Genomic DNA, 21,868 nt, shown 5'->3' on the forward strand with positions numbered 1-21,868 from the left:
CACCGCGAAATCGTTACGCCAGGCGGCCCCCGGGCAGGCACAATCCCCGCATGGCCCGCACCCCGCGGCAGGATGCCGACAGTCTGCTGAACGCCCTCGATCCGCTTCCCTACCCGCAGCGCATGCGCGAACTCGCTCTGCGGGTACGGGAGATGGTGCCGCTACGGCCGGTTCTGGAGGAGCTCGAAGCGCGCGGACCCCATGAACGCGGGATCGCTGTCGTCGCGGCGTCCGTCGGCCGGGACGCCGAGTGGATCGCGGACCGCGTCGCCGACCCTGACGCCTTCGTGCGCGGACACGCCCTGCGCGTCGCCGAAAGTCTCCAAGTGCCGGACTCCGCCTACGAGTCGGCCCTCGGTGACGCCCCCGAGGCGGTCCGCAGAGAGCTACTGCGCGCCATCGTCGCGGGGCGGCGCACCGCACTCGCCGACCGGCTGGTGGACGGGCTGCGGCGCGACTGGGGCGACGCGGAGGCGGCCCGACTGCTCCCCGGGTGCTCGGCGGAGACGGTCGGCGGACTGCTTCCCGAACTCTTCCACGCGGTCACCGGCTGGAAAACCCTCGCCAAGCGCCATCCCGGCCTCCTTCTCGATGTCGCCGAACGGGAGTTGACGACGCTGCCCGAGGCCATGCGCGCCACCTGGTGGAGCCGGTACGCGCCGGGTGTGGCCGCCACGGTCGCGGCGGAGCCGCTGCGCGTGCTCGACCTGATCGAACGCTTCGGACCCGCCACCCTTCCCTACCAACTCCGCGAGCGCTTCGCGGAGTTCGCGGCAGCCGACCCGAGCCGGCTGCTGCGACTGCTGCTCACGCCGACCGGATTCGCCGCACGCCGCAGCCGGTCCCTGGGCCCCGCCGTGCTGCGCAGGCTGGCCCGCTCCGACGCGCCCGAACTCGCCGCGTACGGGAGGGCTTTGGCCGACTGGGGCGATCTCGCACCGCTCGTGAAGGCGCTGCCGCCGGCGCGACGCCACGCCTTCTACCGGGCCGCGGAGGAAGGCCGCGGAGCCGGACACGTCAGCATCGACGCGGTCATCCTCGAAGTGCTGCCGCGCAGTTGCGTCGCCGAGGAGGCCCGCCGCATGGCCGACGTCGCGCGTGAAGGGGGCGCCCGGTGGAACTCCCTGCTGCTCGCCGATTCCTTCCTGCCCGTCGCCGAGGTACGCGACCGGCTCGTCGAGGCCACCCGCCGCCCGGCCGCCGAAGACCGCGCCGAGGCCTGGCCGTTGCTCATCCGCAACGCCGCCCGCTCCGGCGACTCGGCCGCCGTCACCTCCGCACTGCGGGAGATGGGGCGGCTGCGCAACGAGCAGGACCCGGTGCGCTCGGCCGCGCTCGGCGCGCTGGCCGGGGTGCGGCCCGCGCTGTTCACCGAGGACGCCGAGCCGCACCTCGACCGGATCGCCGTGGACGCCGTCGAGGCCCGTGACTCCTCGCCCGCCACCCGGCAGAACCTCAGCAGGCTCGCCGTGTCCGTCCTGCGCGAGCACGCGGCAAGCGGGCAACGGGAGTTGGTGAACTGGGCGCTGCGCACCCTGGTCCGGATATCCGGCAACACCGGCGGTGCCGACCTCGGCCGGCTCGACGCGAGGCTGCGCCGCGGCCAGGAGCACCAGGTGTACGAGGCCCTGCGCCCCTGGGTCGAGGCGGGCGCCGAGAAGGCCGACTACAGCCTCGCGTTCGCGCTCGCCCGCGCGGTGGGTCGCCGCGCCGCCGGTATGCCCGAGCTGCAGGAACTCCTGTGGCAGGCCATCCGATACGGCAACGACGTGACAGTGCGCTCCGCGGTCGAGCTGTGGCTGGAGCCGCCCGCGACACGGGACGAGCGCGTGGCGCGCGTTCTCGCGCTCGAACCGTCCGCCGGTGCGCTGTGGCCCGTCCTCGGGATCGTCACCCGGCGCCGCACCGATCTGCTCGACCCGCTGCTCGCCGAGGCCCCGCCGTACGGGCGCTTTCTGACCAAGGGCACCCCCTGGACCGTACCGGTGGACCGGGATGTACGCCGCTGGGTTCCGCGCCAACACCGCGCGGTGGCCCGGCAGCTGACGGCGGAGGCCGAGGACGCCGGGCTGCCGCTGTACCAGCGGGCCGCGGCCGTCGCGCGGGGCGCGCTGGTCCCGGGCAGCGGCGCCGATCTGGTACGCCGGTGGACGGATTCGCCGGACGTGGTGCTCGCCGAGGCGGCGCTCGCCGCGCTCGCCCGCACCGACCGGCCCGCCGACGCGCTGCCCGAGCTGCTGGCGCACGCGGGCGGTGAGCGGGCGCGGGTCGCCGTGTACGCGGCCACGCAGGCGTCCCGGTACGCGGCGCCGTCGCGCCTCGCCGAGCAGCTGCGCGCCGTGCTGTTCGCGTCGCGTGCCAAGGTGACCAGCCGCAAGGAGGCCGCCCGGCTCGCCGCGGTACGGCTTCCGATGCCGCGGGCGGCGGCGCTGCTGACCGAGGCGTACGCGGCGCCCGGCGCCCACCTCGACGTCCGCGCCGCCATCGTGGCCTTCGCGGGCGGCCTGCTCGCCGAGGAACCGGTCTGGGATCTGCTGCGCGCCGCCGCGGGCGCCGAACCTGTGCTCCGCACCGCGGTCCTGCGTGTCACCCCGCTGGACCTGCCCGAGCCGCACCGCGAGCGGTACGCCCGGCTGATCCGCGACGTCTCCTCCACCGACGACGCGGAGACGGCGACCCTCGCCTTCGACGCCCTGGCCCGTTGGGCGCCCTGGTCCCCGGACGCCCCGACGGTCCTCGCCGACGCCGTCACCGATCTCACGGGACGCACGGGCTGGCGGGCGGCGGCGGGCGGTCTGGTGACCGCGGCGGCGGGTTCACCACGGGGTGGCCTGGGGCTTGAGCAGGCGCTGAGGACCTTGGCCGAGGTGGAGACGGAGACCGGCACCGCCGCGGAGGCCGATGCCGACGCGGACGAGCGGCGGGATCGGCCGGCCCGGCAGCGCGTCGACTACCTTGTCGTCCGCCTCGCCCAGCAGGCCAGGACGGTCCCGGGACCCATCCGTCCCGCGGCTCTCGCCGCCGGTGAGCTGCTCGCCGGGTACGACGCCTTCGTCCCGCATGCGGCCGCGATCACGGCGTACCACCTGGACCTGGACGCCGAGCCGGGGCGGCTGGAGCGGCTGGCCGCCCTCACCGAGGGCCGGCCCGCGCTCGCCGCCCGGACGGCCGGGGAGCTCGGGGAGCGGCTGCGGCGGCAGGCGCACGAGGGCGATCCCGAGGCACTGCTCGTCACGGTACGGAGGCTGACCGCGCACGGCGGGCACGGCGAGGGGCTGCTCGCGGCGGCCGTCACCGGGGCGATCGGCAGCCGTACCGGCTGGGCCGCGCCCTGGCGGCAGCAGCTGAGAGCACTGCGCCGCCACCCGGTGGCCGACGTGCGGGACGCGGCGCTGGACCAGGTGACGGCGCAGGAGTGAGGTGAGGTGACGCTGAGCGAGTACGGAGGGCGTCAGCCGGCGGCGCGTGCCGCCATACGGGCCTTGCGGGCGGCGAGCTTCTCGTCGAACTTGGAGGCCTCAGCGTCCAGACCGCCCATGAAGAAGCCGAGCTCCTCCTGGGCCTGCAGGCCCTCGGGGCCGAGGCCGTCGATCTCCAGGACCTTGAGGTGGCGCAGCACCGGCTGCAGCACGTCGTCGTGGTGGATGCGCATGTTGTAGACCTCGCCGATGGCCATCTGCGCGGCGGCGCGCTCGAAGCCGGGCATGCCGTGACCGGGCATCCGGAAGTTGACGATGACGTCACGCACGGCCTCCATGGTGAGGTCGGGGGCGAGCTCGAACGCGGCCTTCAGCAGGTTGCGGTAGAAGACCATGTGCAGGTTCTCGTCGGTCGCGATGCGCGCCAGCATGCGGTCGCAGACCGGGTCGCCCGACTGGTGGCCGGTGTTGCGGTGCGAGACGCGGGTCGCCAGCTCCTGGAAGGCGACGTACGCGACCGAGTGGAGCATCGAGTGGCGGTTGTCCGACTCGAAGCCCTCGCTCATGTGCTGCATGCGGAACGCTTCGAGCTTGTCGGGGTCCACGGCACGCGAGGCGAGCAGGTAGTCGCGCATCACGATGCCGTGCCGGCCCTCTTCCGCGGTCCAGCGGTGCACCCAGGTGCCCCAGGCGCCGTCACGGCCGAACAGCGAGGCGATCTCGTGGTGGTAGCTGGGCAGGTTGTCCTCGGTGAGGAGGTTGACGACCAGCGCGATCCGGCCGAGTTCGGTGACCTTGGACTGCTCCTTGCCCCAGGCCTCGCCGTCCTCGAAGAAGCCGGGGAAGTTACGGGCGTCGCTCCACGGCACGTACTCGTGGGGCATCCAGTCCTTGGCCACCTTGAGGTGGCGGTTGAGCTCGGTCTCGACCACTTCTTCCAGCGCGTACAGCAGTCGAGCGTCGGTCCAGGCGGCGGACGGGCTGCCGAGGTGGGGAGAAGTGATCGTCACGGGTGCTCCAGGGGGGACGTGTACAACAAGCCAGGACGCAACCTACGGCATCGTAGGCTACGTATCCGTAGGTTACGAAACCGTAGGTTAAGTGTGCTGTAAAGCCCCCCTGGTCAGCGGGGGTCTTCACGGGAGATCGCGCACTCTCCGACGCCCGCCGGGAGCGTCCTGGATGCCCAGGTCCCAGCACCGGACGCGCGCCGGACGGACGTCACGATCACCTGTTCAGACGTACAGCTCCCGGAGCCGGACCGAGAGACATGTCACACAGCCTTCGAGTTTCTCGAACTCACTGATGTCCACGAGGACCGGCTCGTGGCCGAGGTCCGCGAGCAGCTCCGCCGTCTTCGGGGCGCTCTCGGCCATCAGAAGTTTTCCTCCGCCCAGCAGCACGACGTGCGCCCCGGACTCCTCCGGAACCGCCAGAAAGCGCGGGAACAGCGACGGCGTGTCGACCAGTGGCTCGTGGCCGATAACCGTCCCGTCGGGCAGCGCGGTGACCGCCGACTTCAGGTGCAGCACCTTGCTCACGGGTACGGCGACGACCCGCGCTCCGAGCGGTTCGAAGGCCGCCCGCAGCTGCTGGACCCCGGCCGCGTTGGTGCGCCCGCCGCGGCCCACGTACACGGTGTCGCCGACCTTCAGGATGTCGCCGCCGTCGAGGGTGCCCGGCTCCCAGATCCAGTTCACCGAGCAGCCCAGCCGGGCCACGGCCTCCTCGACCCCGGCGGTCTCACCGCGCCGGGACTCGGCGCCGGGGCGGGAGATCAGGGCGACGTTGCGGAAGACGACCACGGTGTCCTCGACGAACACCGAGTCCGGACAGTCGTCGGCAGGGTCCACCTCGACGGTCTCCCAGCCGTGCGTACGCAGTGCCTCCGCGTACGCCTCCCACTGCTCGACCGCCAGGTCGACGTCCACCTTCGCGCGCTCGATGTGCGTCACCAGCCCTTCGGCGAGGCGGGGGCTGGGACGGCGTATCAGGGCTTTCTGGCTGGGCACGGATGGATCTCCGAATCGGCAGGGGGCGTCGGCGGACATCATGCAGCGCGGGTCCGCGCGCACGAAAGCCCCCGGCTCGACGCCGGGCAGCCCCCGAATCAGACGCTAGGCGTCCCCCAGGCCCAGCGCTATGAGGGATACCCGACAGCTTCCGGCGTGATTTCTTTCAGTTCTCCTCCTTCCAGGAGCAGCCACCGCGTGATTCCGATCGACTCCAGGAAGGGCACGTCGTGGCTGGCGACGATCAGCGCCCCCTCGTAGGAGTCCAAGGCCGTCGTGAGCTGCCGGACGCTCGCCATGTCGAGGTTGTTCGTCGGCTCGTCGAGCATCAGGAGCTGCGGTGCGGGCTCGGCCAGCAGCAGCGCCGCCAGCGCCGCCCGGAAGCGCTCGCCGCCGGAGAGCGTCGCCGCGCGCTGGTCGGCCTTCGCCCCCTTGAACAGGAAGCGGGCCAGGCGCGCCCGGATCCGGTTGTTGGTGGCGGCCGGCGCGTAGTGGGCCACGTTCTCGGCGACCGTCCGCTCGTCGTCGAGCACATCGAGCCGCTGCGGCAGGAAACGCAACGGCACATGGACCCGCGCGTCGCCGGACACCGCGTCCAGCTCCCCGTGGATCGTCCGCAGCAACGTGGTCTTGCCCGCGCCATTGCGCCCGATCAGCGCGATCCGCTCGGGCCCGCGCAGCTCGAACACGCCGTCCACGCGCGCGCCGTACCGCAACTCCAGTTTCTCCAGAGTGAGTACGGTGCGGCCCGGCGGCACGGCCGTGTACGGCAGGTCGACGCGGATCTCGTCGTCGTCCCGTACGGCCTCCACCGCGTCGTCCAGACGCTCCTTCGCGTCGGCGAGCTTCTCCTCGTGCATGATGCGGTGCTTGCCCGCGGATTCCTGGGCCGCGCGTTTGCGCGTCCCCATGACGATCTTCGGCTCCCGCTTCTGCTCGAACATCTTCTGGCCGTACCGCTTGCGCCGGGCCAACTTCACCTGCGCGTCGACCAGTTCGCGCTTCTGCTTCTTCAGGTCGGCCTCGGCGACGCGCACCATGCGCTCCGCCGCCTCCTGCTCGCCGGCGAGCACCTCCTCGTACGCGGAGAAGTTGCCGCCGTACCAGGTGACCTCTCCGGAGCGCAGATCCGCGATCTGGTCGACCAGATCCAGGAGTTCCCGGTCGTGGCTGACCACGACCATGACCCCGGACCAGGCTTCGACGGCCGCGTAGAGCCGCCGCCGTGCGTACAGGTCGAGGTTGTTGGTCGGTTCGTCCAGCAGCAGTACGTCGGGCCGGCGCAGCAGGAGCGCGGCCAGGCGGAGCAGCACCGACTCGCCACCGGAGACTTCACCGATCGTGCGGTCCAACTCGATGTGCCCGAGCCCGAGTTCGCCGAGCGTCGCCAGCGCCCGCTCCTCGACGTCCCAGTCGTCGCCGACGAGGTCGAAGTGCGCCTGGGCCACGTCGCCCGCCTCGATGGCGTGCAGCGCGGCGCGGGTGGCGGCGATGCCGAGCGCCTCGTCGACGCGCAGACCGGTGTCGAGGGTGACGTTCTGCGGCAGGTAACCGACCTCGCCCGCGACCCGGACCGTGCCGTCGGCCGGGGTGAGTTCCCCGGCGATCAGCTTCAACAGGGTGGACTTTCCTGATCCGTTGACGCCGACGAGCCCGGTCCTGGCGGGGCCGAAGGCGACTTGGAGGCCGTCGAAGACGGCGGTGCCGTCCGGCCAGGTGAAGGAGAGGGAGGTACAGGTGATGGAGGTGGGAAAGGCTGACATGAAGGCCTCGCGGTTGCTGGATGCGGTCAGGGGCACGCGTTCGGGACACCGCGAGGTGACGACGATCCAGTCAGGAGGGCAGCAAGAAGGCCCCGCACCGGAGGACGGCTCATACGCCGAGGTCGCACGCTGCGCACACGAAAGCCAGGAAGAGGCGGCTGTGTGTGACGCGGTGTCTCAGACCTCAGACGAGCAACGTCCTTCTCCAATCGACGGCAACAGGACCGCTGTACACCGTAGGAACGGCCCTGAACCCTGTCAAAGGATTAACGCCCGCTGCCCGCGTTCCTCCCTCACGTACATGTCGATTTCCTGCCAGCCCCCCACCCCGCTCCATGCTTGGCTCACCCCCATGACAAACCCTGATTCCCTCCGCACGAACCCCGATTCCCTGCGCGGAACCGCTCTCGCCTTCCGTGCCCTGCACGTGCCCGGACATCCGCTCGTCCTGCCGAACGCGTGGGACGCGGCGAGTGCCCGGATCGTCGAAGGGGCGGGCGCGGCCGCGGTGGCGACGACCAGTGCGGGGCTCGCGTGGGGGCTGGGGACGGCGGACGGGGACCGGCTCGACAGGGATGCGGCTCTCGGTGTCGTGGGGCGGATCGTCGCCGCGGTACGGGTGCCCGTCAGCGCGGACATCGAGAGTGGTTACGCTCAGGACGCGCAGGGCGTCGCGGACACGGTCCGTGCGGTGCTCGCGGCCGGTGCCGTGGGCGTGAACATCGAAGACGCGCTCTATGGCGACGAGGGCGGTGGCGCGCCGCTGCGGCCGGTCGCCGAGCAGGCGGAGCGCATCGCGGCGGCCCGCGCGGCCGCCGACGCGGCCGGGGTGCCGCTGTACATCAACGCCCGCATCGACACGTATCTGCGCGGCGCGGGCAAGATCGAGGAGATCCTGGAGCGGGCGGCCGCGTTCCTGGCAGCCGGAGCCGACGGTGTCTTCGTCCCCGGGGCCGTCGATCCGGTGACCGTCAAGACACTCGTCGAGGGCATCGAGGGCCCGCTGAACGTACTGGTGGGCCCCGGCGCACCGTCCGTCGCCGAGCTGGCCGCGCTCGGAGTGGCCCGGATCAGCGCGGGTTCGGGCATCGCGCAGGCCGCACACGCCCTGGTCCACCGTGCCGCGCGGGAGCTGCTGGACGCGGGGACCTACGACTCGCTGACCGACGGGCTCGACTACGGCGAGCTCAACACCCTGATGGGCAGGAGCAGCTGAGGGCGGTACGCCGCTCAGCAGGGGCGCTCAGCACGTGCCCCGCATGAGCTCCGCCAGATCGTGGTCCAGGTCCACGTGGAGGTGCTCCAGACCGACGGGCACCAGGTCCGTCGTGCGCTGCAGGAAGCGTCGCACCTCGCCCGAGCGCACATGCACCACGGCGGTGCCCTCGGGGGCGTGGAACTCCAGGACGGTGCGGTCGTAGCCGTACGGCCGCACCCGGACGTCGCCCCAGCCCACGGCCTCCTCCAGCCCGGACGTGAGCAGCTCGCGCGCGAAGGTCCAGCACACGTCGACGCCCTCCAGCGTGGCCGGGGCCGGGAAGGTCATACAGACGGCGAAGGGATCGCTCCGGTCGTAGTGGAGCGTTGCGGGAATGCTCGGCATCCGCGGCGCGGCGGCGACGAGGCGGGCCTCTACGGGCTGCTCGATGACGGTGGACAACGCCTTGCTCCCTTGTGACGGCTGGACGAACTCCGGGCGGATGAGGCCGGTCACATGAAGAGACGAAGAAATGAGCCACTGCGTGCACCTGAAACCCGAGTGACCTCTGTCACCGAGTCCCTTCACTGGGGTGATCCCGGTGATCCCTGTAGTGATCCACTTCTCGTCCCGTGCTCTCCGGACATCCGAGAGGACACTCAGTCGATGCCCCGAGGTTCCCGGAGGACGCCATCTGGACGGCGCAGGGGGAGTGGGCTAGCTTCGCCCGCCATGAGGGGCTTGGGGAAGACGAGACGTACGAGTCGGATGGTCACCGTGGGACTGTGCGCGGCCGCGCTCGCCACCGCGCTGACGGCGGCATCACCCGCGCAGGCACACGAGGCGGGGAAGGCGGCCCACTGGGAGCTCAAGGACAGCGGCACGGACGTACGGTTCCGCGGACTCTCGGCCGTCAGCCGGGACACGGCCTGGGTGGCCGGCTCCAAGGGCACCGTGCTGCGCACCACCGACGGCGGCGCGAACTGGGGGAACGTCTCGCCGCCCGGGGCGGCGGACCTGGAATTCCGTGACATCGAGGCGTTCGACGCGCGGCGCGCCGTGGTCCTCGCCATCGGTGAGGGCGAGGACTCCCGTGTCTTCCGGACGGACGACGGCGGCGCCACCTGGACGGAGTCGTTCCGCAACACCGACGCGAAGGCCTTCTACGACTGCCTCACGTTCTTCGACCGGCGCCACGGACTGGCGATGAGCGACCCCGTGGACGGCAAGTTCCGCATCCTGTCCACCAGTGACGGCGGCCGCTCCTGGAAGGTGCTGCCCAGTGACGGGATGCCCGCAGCTCAGGACGGCGAGGCGGGCTTCGCGGCCAGCGGGCAGTGCCTGGTCAGCTCGGGGCCTCGTGATGTGTGGCTGGCCACCGGCGGGGGTGCACGCGCGCGTGTGCTGCACTCCTCGGACCGTGGACTGACCTGGACGGCCACCGACACGCCGATCCCGGCCGGCGACCCGGCGCGCGGCGTCTTCGCCCTCGCCTTCCGTGACCCCACCCACGGCCTCGCGGTCGGCGGCGACTACCGCGCCGACCAGGCCTCACCCCAGGCCGCGGTCCTCACCCCCGACGGCGGCCGCACCTGGACACCCGCCGCCCAGCCCCCGCCCGCCTATCGCTCCGGTGTCACCTGGCTCCCGCACAGCCGTACCGCCGCGCTCGCCGTCGGCCCCACCGGCACCGACCTGACGACGGACGGCGGCCGCACCTGGCGCACCCTCGACACCGGCTCGTACGACACCGTGGACTGCACCCCCGACCTGGGCTGCTGGGCCTCCGGCGAGAAGGGACGGGTGGCCCGCCTGGAGCGCTGACGGTGATCCCGCGGAAGGGTGATTCCCGCGCGGGAACGTATGTCGGGCCCGGGCGGGCGAACATGATCGCGAGCCCGCCCTGGCCGATCGCCCTGCTCCGTGGCCCCCTAGGCTCGTCCCCACCATGACGACCGTAAGGATTCCCGCGGGCTGGCCCGCCACCGAAGAGCAAGCCCGTGCCGTACAGGACGAGTTGCGGGAGCGGGTGGTGCTCGACGAACCGGGGCCACCGCCCGGCACCGGCCGGGTGGCGGGGGTCGACGTCGCGTACGACGACGAGCGGGACCTCGTCGTGGCGGCGGCCGTCGTGCTCGACGCGGCGACCCTCGACGTCGTCGCCGAGGCCACCGCCGTCGGCCAGGTCTCTTTCCCGTACGTTCCCGGCCTGCTCGCCTTCCGTGAGATCCCGGCCGTCCTGGCCGCACTCGACGCCCTGCCCTGCGCCCCCGGCCTGGTCGTCTGCGACGGCTACGGCCTCGCTCATCCGCGCCGCTTCGGCCTCGCCAGCCACCTCGGGGTCCTCACCGGGCTGCCCACGATCGGGGTCGCCAAGAACCCCTTCACCTTCTCGTACGAGGAGCCGGGCACCCGGCGCGGCAGCGCGTCCGCACTGGTCTCCGGCGAGGACGAGGTCGGCCGCGCGCTGCGCACCCAGGACGGCGTCAAGCCGGTGTTCGTGTCCGTCGGCCACCGGGTGAGCCTCGACAACGCGTGCGCGCACACGCTCGCGCTCACCCCGAAGTACCGCCTCCCGGAGTCCACCCGACGTGCGGACTCCCTCTGCAGGCGGGCCCTCCAGGAGGCAACCCCGTGATGGTCCTCATCCGTTGACTGAGTACGTGTTCTGAGTACCTGTACGGATGTGGCTCCACCGTCATGATCGGCAGGCTGTGCCGCATGACGACGCACCGTGCCCCGAAGACCGCCGCCCACCCCGCCCAGCCCGTCGAGCGCGCCGTGTTGGCCGCACTGGTCCTCGCCGTGATCGCCGGACTCGCCTGGATAGGCGGGATGATCTACACGGTCACGGGATGGTCGTCCTGAGGTACGACTACCTCGACCATCCCGGCCGCCCGGATCATCCCGGCCACCCGCACCACCCCGACTGTCCGGACCACCCCGACTGTCCGGACCACCCGACTACAGGACAGCCGCCACCCGGAACGTGATCCCCGCCTCGCGCAGGCGCTCCATCAGAGCGTCTCCCATGGCCACCGCCGGCGTGACCTGCCCGGACGTCTTCGGCAGGTCGTCGAAGGCGAGGGACAGGGCCGACTCGGCGAGCATCTTGGCGGTCTCGTCGTAGCCCGGGTCGCCGCCCGCGACCTCGGTGAAGACGCGGCGTCCACCGCCCTCGCCCACGAACCGCACCGAGAACCAGCTCTTCGCCCGCCGCGAGGCACTCGGCCCGTCCCCGGGCTTGATCCGGTCGGACAACCAGCGGCGCGCGGGCGGCAGTTGAGCCGCCGCGAAGACCGCGCCCACCGCCGCGACCCCGCCCACGGCGATCGGCAGCCGCTCGACGGCCGCGTAGTGGCGGTAGCGGAAGTCGGGCCCGTACCGTTCCAGGGCCCGCGCGGACCGCTGGACCACCTGAGCGTCGATCGTGGGCAGCGGCAGCGCCCACGCCCCGACCTCCTTGGCGAACCGCGGAGCGCTCAGCGGCGCCACGGCCCGCCGCCCCATCAGACGCGGCTCATGGCGTTTGCGGTCCCGCGCCGCGGCGAGCATGTGCCGCCCGCGCGCGAACTGGTTGAGCGCCGAGGCGAAGGTGCCGCCCGAGAACATCGCCTGGGAGCGCACGAATCCGTCGACCCTCAGCGGCACCCCCTCGGGAAGCTGCCGCACGGTGAAGTACGCGCCCAGGTCGTGCGGAATCGAGTCGAAGCCGCAGGCGTGCACGAGCCGCGCCCCCGTCTCCCGCGCCCGGGCGTCGTGCCGGACGTACATCAGGTCCACGAACTCGGGCTCACCGGTGAGGTCCACGTAGTCGGTCCCGGCGTCCGCGCAGGCGGCCACCAGCTCCTCGCCGTACGTGATGTACGGCCCGACCGTCGTGGCCACCACGCGCGCGTGCCGGGCGAGTTCACGCAGCGACTCCGGATCGGCCACGTCCGCCCGGAGTACCCCCGGGGCGCCGGACAGCCGCTCGCGCAGCCGCTCCAGTTTCTCCGCACTCCGCCCCGCGATCGCCCAGCGCAGCCCCTCGGGCGCGTGGGCGGCGAGATACTCCGCCGTGAGTTCCCCGACGAACCCGGTGGCTCCGAAAAGCACGATGTCGTACGCGCGATCCGTCCCGTTCAGCCTGCTCATGACACCCCTCAGCCGTGCGCGAAGCGCCGTTGTCGGTGGCTGAGGCTAGCGTGAGGTACGAGCAGCCGGACGATGAGGTCGGACGAAGAGGTCGGAGGTAGCCGTGGCCGTGCCGAAGAACGCCCTGAAAAAGTGGGAGAAGGTGCGCGAGTTCGCCCTCGGCCTGCCCGGCGCCGCGGAGGAGTTTCCCTGGGGCGAGACCGTCGCGAAGGTGAACAAGAAGGTGTTCGTCTTCCTCGGAGTCGACGACGGCAGCTATCCGCTGGGCGTCACCCTGAAGCTCAAGGACGACGCCGCCCACGCCCACGCCCTCACCTCTCCCGGCGCCGAGCCCGCCGGGTACGGCCTGGGCAAGTCCGGCTGGGTGCGCATACCCCTGGCGGAGCGGGGCGCTCCGGCCGCGGAGCTGCTGTGCGACTGGGTCGAGGAGAGCTATCGGACCATCGCGCCGAAGAAGCTGATCGCCGAGCTCGACGAGCGTTGACACGGCCCGTTCTGGCCCGTTTCGTCACCATCCGCCGACCGGAATTTAACTAAGCGCTTGCTCGTTAAGGGCTTGCCCGATGTGGAACACGTTCTTAACATCGCTGATGTCACATCAGTAGTGTCACAGTGCTGGGGGCTTGATGGCAGTGGCAGGGACGCCAGGACACGGCCCGCTCGCCGGGGTGCGCGTGGTCGAGCTGGCGGGCATCGGTCCCGGCCCGTTCGCCGCCATGCTCCTCGCCGACCTGGGCGCGGATGTCGTCCGAGTGGACCGGCCCGGCGGCGCAGGGCTCGCGATCAACCCGGAGTACGACGTCACCAATCGCAACAAGCGGTCCGTGATCCTCGACCTGAAGACCGAGAGCGGCCAGGAAAGCGTCCTTGACCTGGTCGACCGCGCCGACATCCTCATCGAGGGCTACCGCCCCGGCGTCGCCGAGCGCCTCGGCGTGGGCCCCGGGACCTGCCATGCCCGCAACCCGAAGCTCGTCTACGGGCGCATGACCGGCTGGGGCCAGGAAGGTCCGCTCGCCCAGCGTGCCGGGCACGACATCGCGTACATCGCCCTCACCGGCACCCTCGGCATGATCGGCCGGCCGGACGAGCCGCCCACGGTCCCCGCGAACCTGGTCGGTGACTACGCGGGCGGCTCGCTCTATCTCGTCGTCGGCGTCCTCGCCGCACTCCACCACGCACGCGCGACCGGAGCGGGACAGGTCGTGGACGCGGCCATCGTCGACGGCGCCGCACACCTCGCCGCGATGATCCACGGCATGCTCGCCGCCGGCGGATGGCAGGACCGGCGCGGCGCCAACCTCCTGGACGGCGGCTGCCCGTACTACGGGACGTACGAGACGGCTGACGGGCAGTACATGGCGGTCGGCGCCCTGGAACAGCAGTTCTACGCCGAGTTCGCCGAACTGCTCGGCATCGGCGAACTGGCCTCGGCCCGCAAGGACCTGGCCCGCTGGGGCGAGCTGCGCGAGACGGTCGCCGCCCGCTTCAAGACCCGTACGAGAGACGAGTGGACCGCGGTCTTCGAAGGCTCCGACGCGTGCGTGGCACCCGTCCTGTCGCTGCGCGAGGCGCCCGCCCACCCGCATCTCGCCGCCCGCGGCACCTTCGTCGACCACGGCGGCATCACCCAGCCGGCCCCCGCGCCCCGCTTCTCCGTCACCCACACCGACGTCCGCACCGGCCCCGCCCAGCCGGGCGCCGACACCGTGGACGTGGCCCGCGACTGGGGCGTACCCCGCCTTCTGAACGACAGCGACCCGATGAAAGCCAGCGATCCGATGAAGGACGGCGCCTGATGCAGCTCTCCCTCCCGCTCGACTACGCGGGCGACCCGCGCCGCGCCGCCGATGACGTCGCCGCCCTCGAGTCCGCGGGCCTGGACGCCGTCTGGGTCGCGGAGGCCTACGGCTTCGACGCGCCCACGATCATGGGCTATCTGGCCGCCCGCACCGAGCGCATGACGATCGGCGCCGCGATCCTCAACGTCTACTCGCGCACCCCCGCCCTGATCGCGCAGACCGCCGCCGGGCTCGACGCGGTCTCCGGAGGCCGCGCCATCATCGGCCTGGGCGCCTCCGGCCCGCAGGTCGTCGAGGGCTGGCACGGGAAGGCGTACGACAAGCCCCTGGGCCGGACACGCGAGGTCATCGAGCTGACCCGTCGTATCCTGCGCCGCGAGGTCATCGACCACCACGGCATCACCGACATGCCGCGCCCCGGCGGCCTGGGCAAGCCCCTGAAGATCCTCACCAAGCCCGTACGGCCCGAAGTGCCCCTGTACGTCGCCTCTCTGGGCCCCGCCAACGTCCGCATGACCGCCGAACTCGCCGACGGCTGGCTGCCCACCCTGTTCATCCCCGAGAAGGCCCACCAGGTCTGGGGTGCGCCGCTCGCGGAGGGCGCCGCGCGCCGGGACCCGGAACTCGGCCCGCTCCAGACCGTCGCCGGCGGACTGCTCGCCATAGGCGAGGACGCGGCGGCCGTACGTGACCTCGCGCGACCCAAAATCGCCCTCTACGTAGGGGGCATGGGCGCGCCCGGCAAGAACTTCTACAACGACCTCGCGGTGGCGTACGGCTACGAGAAGGAAGCCCGGCTGATCCAGGACCTGTATCTGTCCGGCCGGAAGAAGGAGGCCGAGGCCGCCGTGCCGGACGAGTTCTGCGAGCTCATGTCGCTGTGCGGGCCGAAGAGTTACGTCCGCGAGCGTGTCGAGGCCTTCCGGGCGGCCGGAGTGACGATGCTCAACGTCATTCCCGTCGGACCGGAACCCGCCAGGCTGATCGAAACCGTCAAGAGCTGGCTCTGAGAGGGGCTTGCCCGCAAATGAACTCCAGGAAGGCGTTTCCCGCATGAAGCGGCAGATCTTCACCGCCGAGCACGACGCGTTCCGCGAGACCGTGCGCACCTTCCTCGCCAAGGAAGTACTGCCCCACTACGAGCAGTGGGAGAAGGACGGCATCGTCTCGCGCGACGCCTGGCGGGCGGCAGGGAAGCAGGGGCTGCTCGGGCTCGCCGTGCCCGAGGAGTACGGAGGCGGCGGCAACGCCGACTTCCGCTACAGCGCCGTTCTCGCCGAGGAGTTCACGCGCGCGGGCGCCCCCGGGCTCGCCCTCGGGCTGCACAACGACATCATCGGGCCGTATCTGACGGACCTGGCGACCGAGGAACAGAAGCGGCGCTGGCTGCCCGGATTCTGCGACGGCTCGCTGATCACGGCGATCGCCATGACCGAGCCCGGCGCCGGATCCGACCTCCAGGGCATCAAGACCCATGCCGAGGACCAGGGCGACCACTGGCTGCTCAACGGCTCGAAGACCTTCATCTCGAACGGCATCCTCGCCGACCTCGTGATCGTGGTCGCGAAGACGACACCCGAAGGCGGCGCTCACGGGCTCTCCCTGCTCGTCGTCGAGCGCGGCACGGAGGGCTTCGAGCGCGGCCGCAACCTCGACAAGATCGGCCAGAAGTCGCAGGACACCGCCGAGCTGTTCTTCAACGACGTACGCGTGCCCAAGGAGAACCTCCTCGGCGAGCTGAACGGCGCCTTCGTCCACCTCATGACGAACCTCGCGCAGGAGCGCATGGGCATCGCCGTCGCCGGGATCGCCGCCGCCGAGTACCTGCTGGAGATCACGACCGAGTACGTCAAGGAGCGCGAGGCCTTCGGACGGCCGCTCTCCAAGCTCCAGCACATCCGCTTCGAGATAGCCGAGATGGCCACCGAGTGCGCCGTCACCCGGACGTTCCTCGACCGCTGCATCGTCGATCACTCGAACGGGGAACTCGACGCAGTGCACGCCTCGATGGCCAAGTGGTGGTCCACCGAGCTGCAGAAGCGGGTAGCTGACCGTTGTCTCCAACTGCACGGAGGCTACGGCTATATGACGGAGTACCGCGTCGCCAGGGCCTTCACCGACGGCCGTATCCAGACCATCTACGGCGGGACCACCGAGATCATGAAGGAGATCATCGGCCGTTCCCTGCTGGGCTGACCCTCCCAGCCCGGCTCAGCCCTCCCAGCTCTCCTGAAAGGCATACCAGTGAGCACCGAAGCGTACGTGTACGACGCGATCCGCACCCCGCGCGGCCGCGGCAAGGCGAACGGCGCCCTGCACGGCACGAAGCCCATCGACCTGGTCGTCGGACTCATCCACGAGATCCAGCGCCGCTTCCCCGGGCTCGACCCGGCGGCGATCGACGACATCGTGCTCGGCGTCGTGGGCCCGGTCGGCGACCAGGGCTCCGACATCGCCCGGATCGCCGCGATCGCCGCCGGACTGCCCGACACGGTCGCGGGAGTCCAGGAGAACCGCTTCTGTGCCTCGGGCCTGGAAGCCGTCAACCTGGCAGCGATGAAGGTCCGTTCCGGCTGGGAGGACCTGGTGCTCGCGGGCGGCGTCGAGTCGATGTCCCGGGTACCGATGGCCTCGGACGGCGGCGCCTGGTTCGCCGACCCGATGACCAACATCGCCACCAACTTCGCACCGCAGGGCATCGGCGCCGACCTCATCGCCACCATCGAGGGCTTCTCGCGGCGTGACGTCGACGAGTACGCGGCCCTGTCCCAGGAGCGCGCTGCCGCCGCCTGGAAGGACGGGCGTTTCGAGAAGTCCGTCGTCCCCGTGAAGGACCGCAGCGGACTCGTCGTCCTCGACCACGACGAGCACATGCGCCCCGGCACGACCGCCGACTCGCTCGCCAAGCTGAAGCCGTCGTTCGCCGACATCGGCGAGCTGGGCGGCTTCGACGCCGTGGCCCTGCAGAAGTACCACTGGGTCGAGGAGATCGACCACGTCCACCACGCGGGCAACTCGTCCGGCATCGTGGACGGCGCGTCGCTCGTCGCCATCGGCTCGAAGGAGGTCGGCGAGCGCTACGGCATCACTCCGCGCGCGCGGATCGTCTCCGCGGCCGTCTCCGGCTCCGAGCCCACCATCATGCTCACCGGCCCCGCGCCCGCGACCCGCAAGGCGCTCGCCAAGGCCGGGCTGACCATCGACGACATCGACCTCGTCGAGATCAACGAAGCCTTCGCGGCCGTCGTCCTGCGCTACGCGCGGGACATGGGCCTGTCCCTGGACAAGGTCAACGTCAACGGCGGCGCCATCGCGCTCGGCCACCCGCTCGGAGCCACCGGCGCGATGATCCTCGGCTCCCTCATCGACGAACTGGAGCGCCAGGACAAGCGCTACGGCCTCGCCACGCTGTGCGTGGGCGGCGGCATGGGTATCGCGACCATCATCGAGCGCCTGTAACTCCCCAGCGGACCATCAGACTTCAACGGAGACCGGAGACCCTCCTCATGACCGAGAGCACCACCATCCGCTGGGAACAGGACGAGACAGGCGTCGTCACCCTCGTCCTCGACGACCCCAACCAGTCCGCCAACACCATGAACCAGGCCTTCAAGGACTCGATCGCGGCGATCGCCGACCGCGCCGAGGCCGAGAAGGACACCATCCGCGGCATCATCTACGCCTCAGCGAAGAAGACCTTCTTCGCGGGCGGCGACCTCAAGGACATGATCAAGGCAGGCCCGGAGGACGCCCAGCAGGTCTTCGAGTTCGGTACGGCCATCAAGTCCTGCCTGCGCCGCATCGAGACCCTCGGCAAGCCGGTCGTCGCCGCCATCAACGGCGCGGCACTCGGCGGCGGCTACGAGATCGCCCTCGCCTCCCACCACCGCGTCGCCCTCGACGCGCCCGGCTCCAAGATCGGCCTTCCCGAGGTCACCCTCGGCCTGCTGCCCGCCGGCGGCGGTGTCACCCGCACCGTCCGCCTGATGGGCATCACGGACGCCCTCCTGAAGGTGCTGCTCCAGGGCACCCAGTACTCGCCGCAGCGGGCCCTGGAGAACGGTCTCGTCCACGAAGTGGCGGCCACCCCCGAGGAGATGCTCGCCAAGGCGCACGCCTTCATCGACGCCAACCCCGAGTCGCAGCAGCCCTGGGACAAGCCGGGCTACCGGATCCCGGGCGGTACGCCGTCGAACCCGAAGTTCGCCGCCAACCTCCCCGCCTTCCCGGCCAACCTGAGGAAGCAGCTGAACGGCGCGCCCTACCCGGCCCCGCGCAACATCATGGCGGTGGCCGTCGAGGGCTCCCAGGTCGACTTCGAGACCGCGCTGATCATCGAGGCGCGCTACTTCACCGAGCTGGTCACCGGGCAGACCTCGAAGAACATGATCCAGGCGTTCTTCTTCGACCTCCAGGCGGTCAACTCCGGCGCCAACCGGCCCAAGGGCATCGAGCCCCGCCAGGTCCGCAAGGTCGCCGTCCTCGGCGCCGGGATGATGGGCGCAGGCATCGCCTACTCGTGCGCCCGCGCGGGCATCGACGTCGTCCTCAAGGACGTGTCCGCGGATGCGGCGGCCAAGGGCAAGGCCTACTCCGAGAAGCTCTGCGCCAAGGCCGTCTCCAGGGGACGTACCAGCCAGGACAAGGCCGACGCCCTCCTCGCCCGCATCACGCCCACCGCCGACCCGAACGACCTGGCCGGCTGCGACGCCGTGATCGAGGCCGTCTTCGAGGACACGGCGCTCAAGCACAAGGTGTTCCAGGAGATCCAGAACATCGTCGAGCCGGACGCGCTGCTGTGCTCCAACACCTCGACCCTGCCGATCACCGCGCTCGCCGAGGGCGTCGAGCGGCAGGACGACTTCATCGGGCTGCACTTCTTCTCACCCGTCGACAAGATGCCGCTCGTCGAGATCATCAAGGGCGAGCGGACCGGCGACGAGGCACTGGCGCGCGCCTTCGACCTCGTACGGCAGATCAAGAAGACCCCGATCGTCGTCAACGACTCGCGCGGCTTCTTCACCTCCCGTGTCATCGGGCACTTCATCAACGAGGGCGTCGCCATGGTCGGCGAAGGCATCGAGCCCGCGTCCGTCGAGCAGGCCGCCGCCCAGGCCGGCTACCCCGCCAAGGTCCTCTCCCTGATGGACGAGCTCACGCTCACCCTGCCGCGCAAGATCCGCAAGGAGTCCAAGCAGGCCGTCGAGGAGGCGGGCGGCACCTGGCAGACGCACCCGGCGGAGGCGGTCATCGACCGCATGGTCGACGAGTTCGGCCGCACCGGCCGCAGCGGAGGCGCGGGCTTCTACGAGTACGGCGAGGACGGCAAGCGCGGCAAGCTGTGGCCGGGCCTGCGCGAACACTTCGCCAAGCCGGGCCACGAGATCCCCTTCAAGGACATGCAGGAGCGCATGCTCTTCTCCGAGGCGCTGGACACCGTCCGGCTCCTGGAGGAAGGCGTACTGACCTCCGTCGCCGACGCCAACATCGGATCCATCTTCGGCATCGGCTTCCCCGGCTGGACCGGCGGTGTCCTCCAGTACATCAACGGATACGACGGCGGCGCCGGGGCAGGTGCCGGGCTGCCCGGGTTCGTGGCACGCGCGCGTGAACTCGCCGAGCGCTACGGGGAGCGGTTCACGCCGCCCGCGCTGCTCGTGGAGAAGGCGGAGAAGGGCGAGAAGTTCAGCGACAACTAGGGCGCGACGTTCAGCGACGCGAAGTGATCCGGCCGGCGGACTGCCGCTGAGCCGTATGTGGTCACGTATCGCTGAGTGACATGCAGGGCTTGCTCCTCGGGGGGCGGGACCGGACGCTGACCCGCGAACCGGTTCTCGTCCCCACCGAGGAGCTCCCATGGGTCGCCGCCCCGCCCTCGCCCTGCTGGACATCCTGCGCGGCGAGGGCGTGGACCGCGTCTTCGGCAACCCCGGCACCACCGAACTGCCGTTCCTGGCCGCCCTCGTGGACGCCGAGGGCGCGCCCGAGTACGTCCTCGGCATCCACGAGGGCGCCGTCGTCTCCATGGCCGACGGATACGCCCGCGCGACCGGGCGGCCCGCCTTCGTCAGCCTGCACATCGCGGCCGGGCTCGCCAACGGGCTCATCGGCCTGCTCAACGCCCGCCGCTCACGCACCCCTTTGGTGGTGATGGCGGGCCAGCAGGACCGCCGCCACCTCCAGCAGGACCCCATGCTGTCGGGCGACCTCCTCGGGCTGGCCCGCCCTGCGGTCAAGGCGGCCGTCGACGTCCAGCACGCCCGTGACCTGCCGCTCGCCGTGCGCCGTGCCTTCGCCCTTGCCGTACGGCCGCCCGCGGGCCCGGTGTTCCTCTCCGTACCGATGGACCTGCTGACCGAGGACACCGAGGTCGAGGTTCCGCCTCCTACGCCAACACCCCGTACGGGGCCGGCCGTCGGTCTGGAGCGCGCCGCCTTCCTGCTCGGCGGGGCCGCCCGCCCCGTGATCGTCGCCGGGGACGGAGTGGGCCGCGACAACGCTGTCCCGGCGCTGGTGCGCGTGGCGGAGACCTGTGGCGCCCCCGTGCACCACCAGCCGATGGCCGACTGCCTGAACTTCCCGACCACACACCCCCTGTACGCCGGCATGCTGCCGCCGCGCCACGACGCGATCCGTGCCGCGCTCGCCCCGTACGACACCGTGCTGATCGCGGGCGCGCACGCGTTCACCCCGCACCACTACAGCCCCGGACCGGCGCTGCCGCCCGGCCTCGCCGTCGTCCAGCTCGACGCGGACCCCGACGAGATCGGCCGCAACTTCCCAGCCGACACCGGACTCGTCGGCGCCCTCGCCCCCTCGCTCGACCGGCTCGCCGAGCTGCTGCGCGAACGCGTGCCCGCGCACACCGCGAAGGCGCGGATGCTGCGCGCGGGCGAGCGGCACACGGCCGAGCGTGGCCGTACCGAGGCCGCCGCCCGGGCCGCGTACTCCGCCGCGCCGCTCGCGCCCTGGGCCGCGGCCCACGCCGTGGCGCGCGGACTGCCGCGGGACGCCGCGGTCATCGAAGAGGCCATCACCGTCGGCCTGTTGCTGCGCCGGCTCGTACACCTCGACCGGCCCGGCAGCTATACGCACACCGTCGGCGGCGGTCTCGGCTGGGGGATCGGGGCCGCCGTCGGCCGTGCGCTCGCCGAGCCGGGGCGGCCGGTGGTAGCCGTCCTCGGGGACGGGTGCGCGCTCTTCGGCCTCCAGGGACTGTGGAGTGCCGCGCGCTGTGCGGCGCCGGTGCTGTTCGCGGTGATGAACAACGGCGCCTACCGCACACTTCAGGACACCTACGAGGCGATGGGGGGCCACGGACCCTGTCCCGGCACGGAGTTGGGCGCACTCGACTTCACGCAGGCGGCGCGGTTCTTCGGGATCGACGCGGTGCGGGCGGGGAGCGCGGACCACGTGCGTGAACTCGTCTCCGGAGCGGCGGAGTTGGCGCGCCCCCTGCTGCTCGACATACCACTTCGGTAGCGGTGGCCGACTCACAGTGACCGGAACCTTGTCAACCGTCGTCATGCACCCGACC

Annotated in this window: 17 protein-coding genes; 12 read left to right on the forward strand and 5 right to left on the reverse strand. The window is 71.4% G+C overall.

Annotation, left to right across the window (positions count from 1 at the left end; genetic code table 11):
* Window positions 1–50: 50 nt before the first annotated feature.
* The gene (locus AB5J50_RS44170; protein ID WP_369264208.1) at window positions 51–3,419 is read left to right on the forward strand and encodes a hypothetical protein; all 3,369 of its coding nucleotides are present in this window, start codon (window positions 51–53) and stop codon (window positions 3,417–3,419) included.
* 32 nt (window positions 3,420–3,451) lie between these two features.
* On the opposite strand, the gene AB5J50_RS44175 is transcribed toward AB5J50_RS44170, so the two are convergent.
* From AB5J50_RS44175 to AB5J50_RS44185, 3 genes are all read right to left on the reverse strand, one after another.
* Window positions 3,452–4,429: an acyl-ACP desaturase gene (locus AB5J50_RS44175; RefSeq protein WP_369264209.1), complete on the reverse strand. Its 978-nt coding sequence runs from the start codon at window positions 4,427–4,429 to the stop codon at window positions 3,452–3,454.
* Window positions 4,430–4,654: 225 nt separating this feature from the next.
* Window positions 4,655–5,431 carry a dimethylargininase gene (gene ddaH / locus AB5J50_RS44180; protein ID WP_327433627.1) on the reverse strand — a complete coding sequence of 259 codons (777 nt, stop codon included), beginning with the start codon at window positions 5,429–5,431 and terminating at the stop codon, window positions 4,655–4,657.
* Between the two features lie 128 nt (window positions 5,432–5,559).
* Complete coding sequence (locus AB5J50_RS44185; protein WP_369265678.1) at window positions 5,560–7,194, reverse strand: ABC-F family ATP-binding cassette domain-containing protein; 1,635 nt, start codon at window positions 7,192–7,194, stop codon at window positions 5,560–5,562.
* Between the two features lie 352 nt (window positions 7,195–7,546).
* On the opposite strand from AB5J50_RS44185, the gene AB5J50_RS44190 reads away from it, so the two are divergent.
* A complete protein-coding gene (locus AB5J50_RS44190; RefSeq protein ID WP_369264210.1) occupies window positions 7,547–8,410 on the forward strand; it encodes an isocitrate lyase/phosphoenolpyruvate mutase family protein in 864 nt (287 codons plus the stop codon).
* Window positions 8,411–8,437: 27 nt separating this feature from the next.
* On the opposite strand, the gene AB5J50_RS44195 is transcribed toward AB5J50_RS44190, so the two are convergent.
* Window positions 8,438–8,854 carry an SsgA family sporulation/cell division regulator gene (locus tag AB5J50_RS44195; protein ID WP_327435309.1) on the reverse strand — a complete coding sequence of 139 codons (417 nt, stop codon included), beginning with the start codon at window positions 8,852–8,854 and terminating at the stop codon, window positions 8,438–8,440.
* A 306-nt stretch (window positions 8,855–9,160) separates the two neighbouring features.
* Here AB5J50_RS44195 and AB5J50_RS44200 point away from each other — a divergent pair, with 306 nt between their 5' ends.
* The 3 genes from AB5J50_RS44200 to mmpA all read left to right on the forward strand — a co-directional run bounded on the left by AB5J50_RS44200 (window position 9,161) and on the right by mmpA (window position 11,260).
* Entirely contained in the window at window positions 9,161–10,216 is a 1,056-nt protein-coding gene (locus AB5J50_RS44200; RefSeq protein WP_369264211.1) for a WD40/YVTN/BNR-like repeat-containing protein, read from the forward strand.
* 124 nt (window positions 10,217–10,340) lie between these two features.
* On the forward strand, window positions 10,341–11,030 hold the full coding sequence (locus AB5J50_RS44205; protein ID WP_369264212.1) for an endonuclease V: 690 nt from the start codon (window positions 10,341–10,343) through the stop codon (window positions 11,028–11,030).
* An 83-nt stretch (window positions 11,031–11,113) separates the two neighbouring features.
* Window positions 11,114–11,260 (forward strand): morphogenic membrane protein MmpA, encoded by a 147-nt coding sequence (mmpA, locus tag AB5J50_RS44210; protein ID WP_369264213.1) that lies wholly within the window; start codon window positions 11,114–11,116, stop codon window positions 11,258–11,260.
* Between the two features lie 96 nt (window positions 11,261–11,356).
* Here mmpA and AB5J50_RS44215 read toward each other — a convergent pair whose 3' ends face one another.
* Window positions 11,357–12,529: a trans-acting enoyl reductase family protein gene (locus AB5J50_RS44215; protein WP_369264214.1), complete on the reverse strand. Its 1,173-nt coding sequence runs from the start codon at window positions 12,527–12,529 to the stop codon at window positions 11,357–11,359.
* A 103-nt stretch (window positions 12,530–12,632) separates the two neighbouring features.
* On the opposite strand from AB5J50_RS44215, the gene AB5J50_RS44220 reads away from it, so the two are divergent.
* The 7 genes from AB5J50_RS44220 (at window position 12,633) to AB5J50_RS44250 (ending at window position 21,813) form a co-directional block, all read left to right on the forward strand.
* The gene (locus AB5J50_RS44220) at window positions 12,633–13,013 is read left to right on the forward strand and encodes an MmcQ/YjbR family DNA-binding protein (protein WP_369264215.1); all 381 of its coding nucleotides are present in this window, start codon (window positions 12,633–12,635) and stop codon (window positions 13,011–13,013) included.
* 142 nt (window positions 13,014–13,155) lie between these two features.
* On the forward strand, window positions 13,156–14,328 hold the full coding sequence (locus AB5J50_RS44225; RefSeq protein WP_369264216.1) for a CaiB/BaiF CoA transferase family protein: 1,173 nt from the start codon (window positions 13,156–13,158) through the stop codon (window positions 14,326–14,328).
* Window positions 14,328–15,341, forward strand: a complete 1,014-nt coding sequence (locus tag AB5J50_RS44230) for an LLM class F420-dependent oxidoreductase (RefSeq protein WP_369264217.1) — start codon at window positions 14,328–14,330, stop codon at window positions 15,339–15,341. Before AB5J50_RS44225 ends, AB5J50_RS44230 begins: the two co-directional genes overlap by 1 nt.
* Before the next feature lie 43 nt (window positions 15,342–15,384).
* The gene (locus tag AB5J50_RS44235) at window positions 15,385–16,527 is read left to right on the forward strand and encodes an acyl-CoA dehydrogenase family protein (protein WP_369264218.1); all 1,143 of its coding nucleotides are present in this window, start codon (window positions 15,385–15,387) and stop codon (window positions 16,525–16,527) included.
* Between the two features lie 48 nt (window positions 16,528–16,575).
* On the forward strand, window positions 16,576–17,790 hold the full coding sequence (locus tag AB5J50_RS44240; protein WP_369264219.1) for an acetyl-CoA C-acetyltransferase: 1,215 nt from the start codon (window positions 16,576–16,578) through the stop codon (window positions 17,788–17,790).
* Window positions 17,791–17,837: 47 nt separating this feature from the next.
* On the forward strand, window positions 17,838–20,030 hold the full coding sequence (locus tag AB5J50_RS44245; RefSeq protein WP_369264220.1) for a 3-hydroxyacyl-CoA dehydrogenase NAD-binding domain-containing protein: 2,193 nt from the start codon (window positions 17,838–17,840) through the stop codon (window positions 20,028–20,030).
* Between the two features lie 157 nt (window positions 20,031–20,187).
* Window positions 20,188–21,813, forward strand: coding sequence for a thiamine pyrophosphate-binding protein (locus AB5J50_RS44250; protein ID WP_369264221.1), 1,626 nt, complete (start codon window positions 20,188–20,190; stop codon window positions 21,811–21,813).
* Window positions 21,814–21,868: the final 55 nt, after the last annotated feature.

The sequence above is a fragment of the Streptomyces sp. R35 genome (assembly GCF_041053035.1).
Classification (GTDB): Bacteria; Actinomycetota; Actinomycetes; order Streptomycetales; family Streptomycetaceae; genus Streptomyces; species Streptomyces lutosisoli.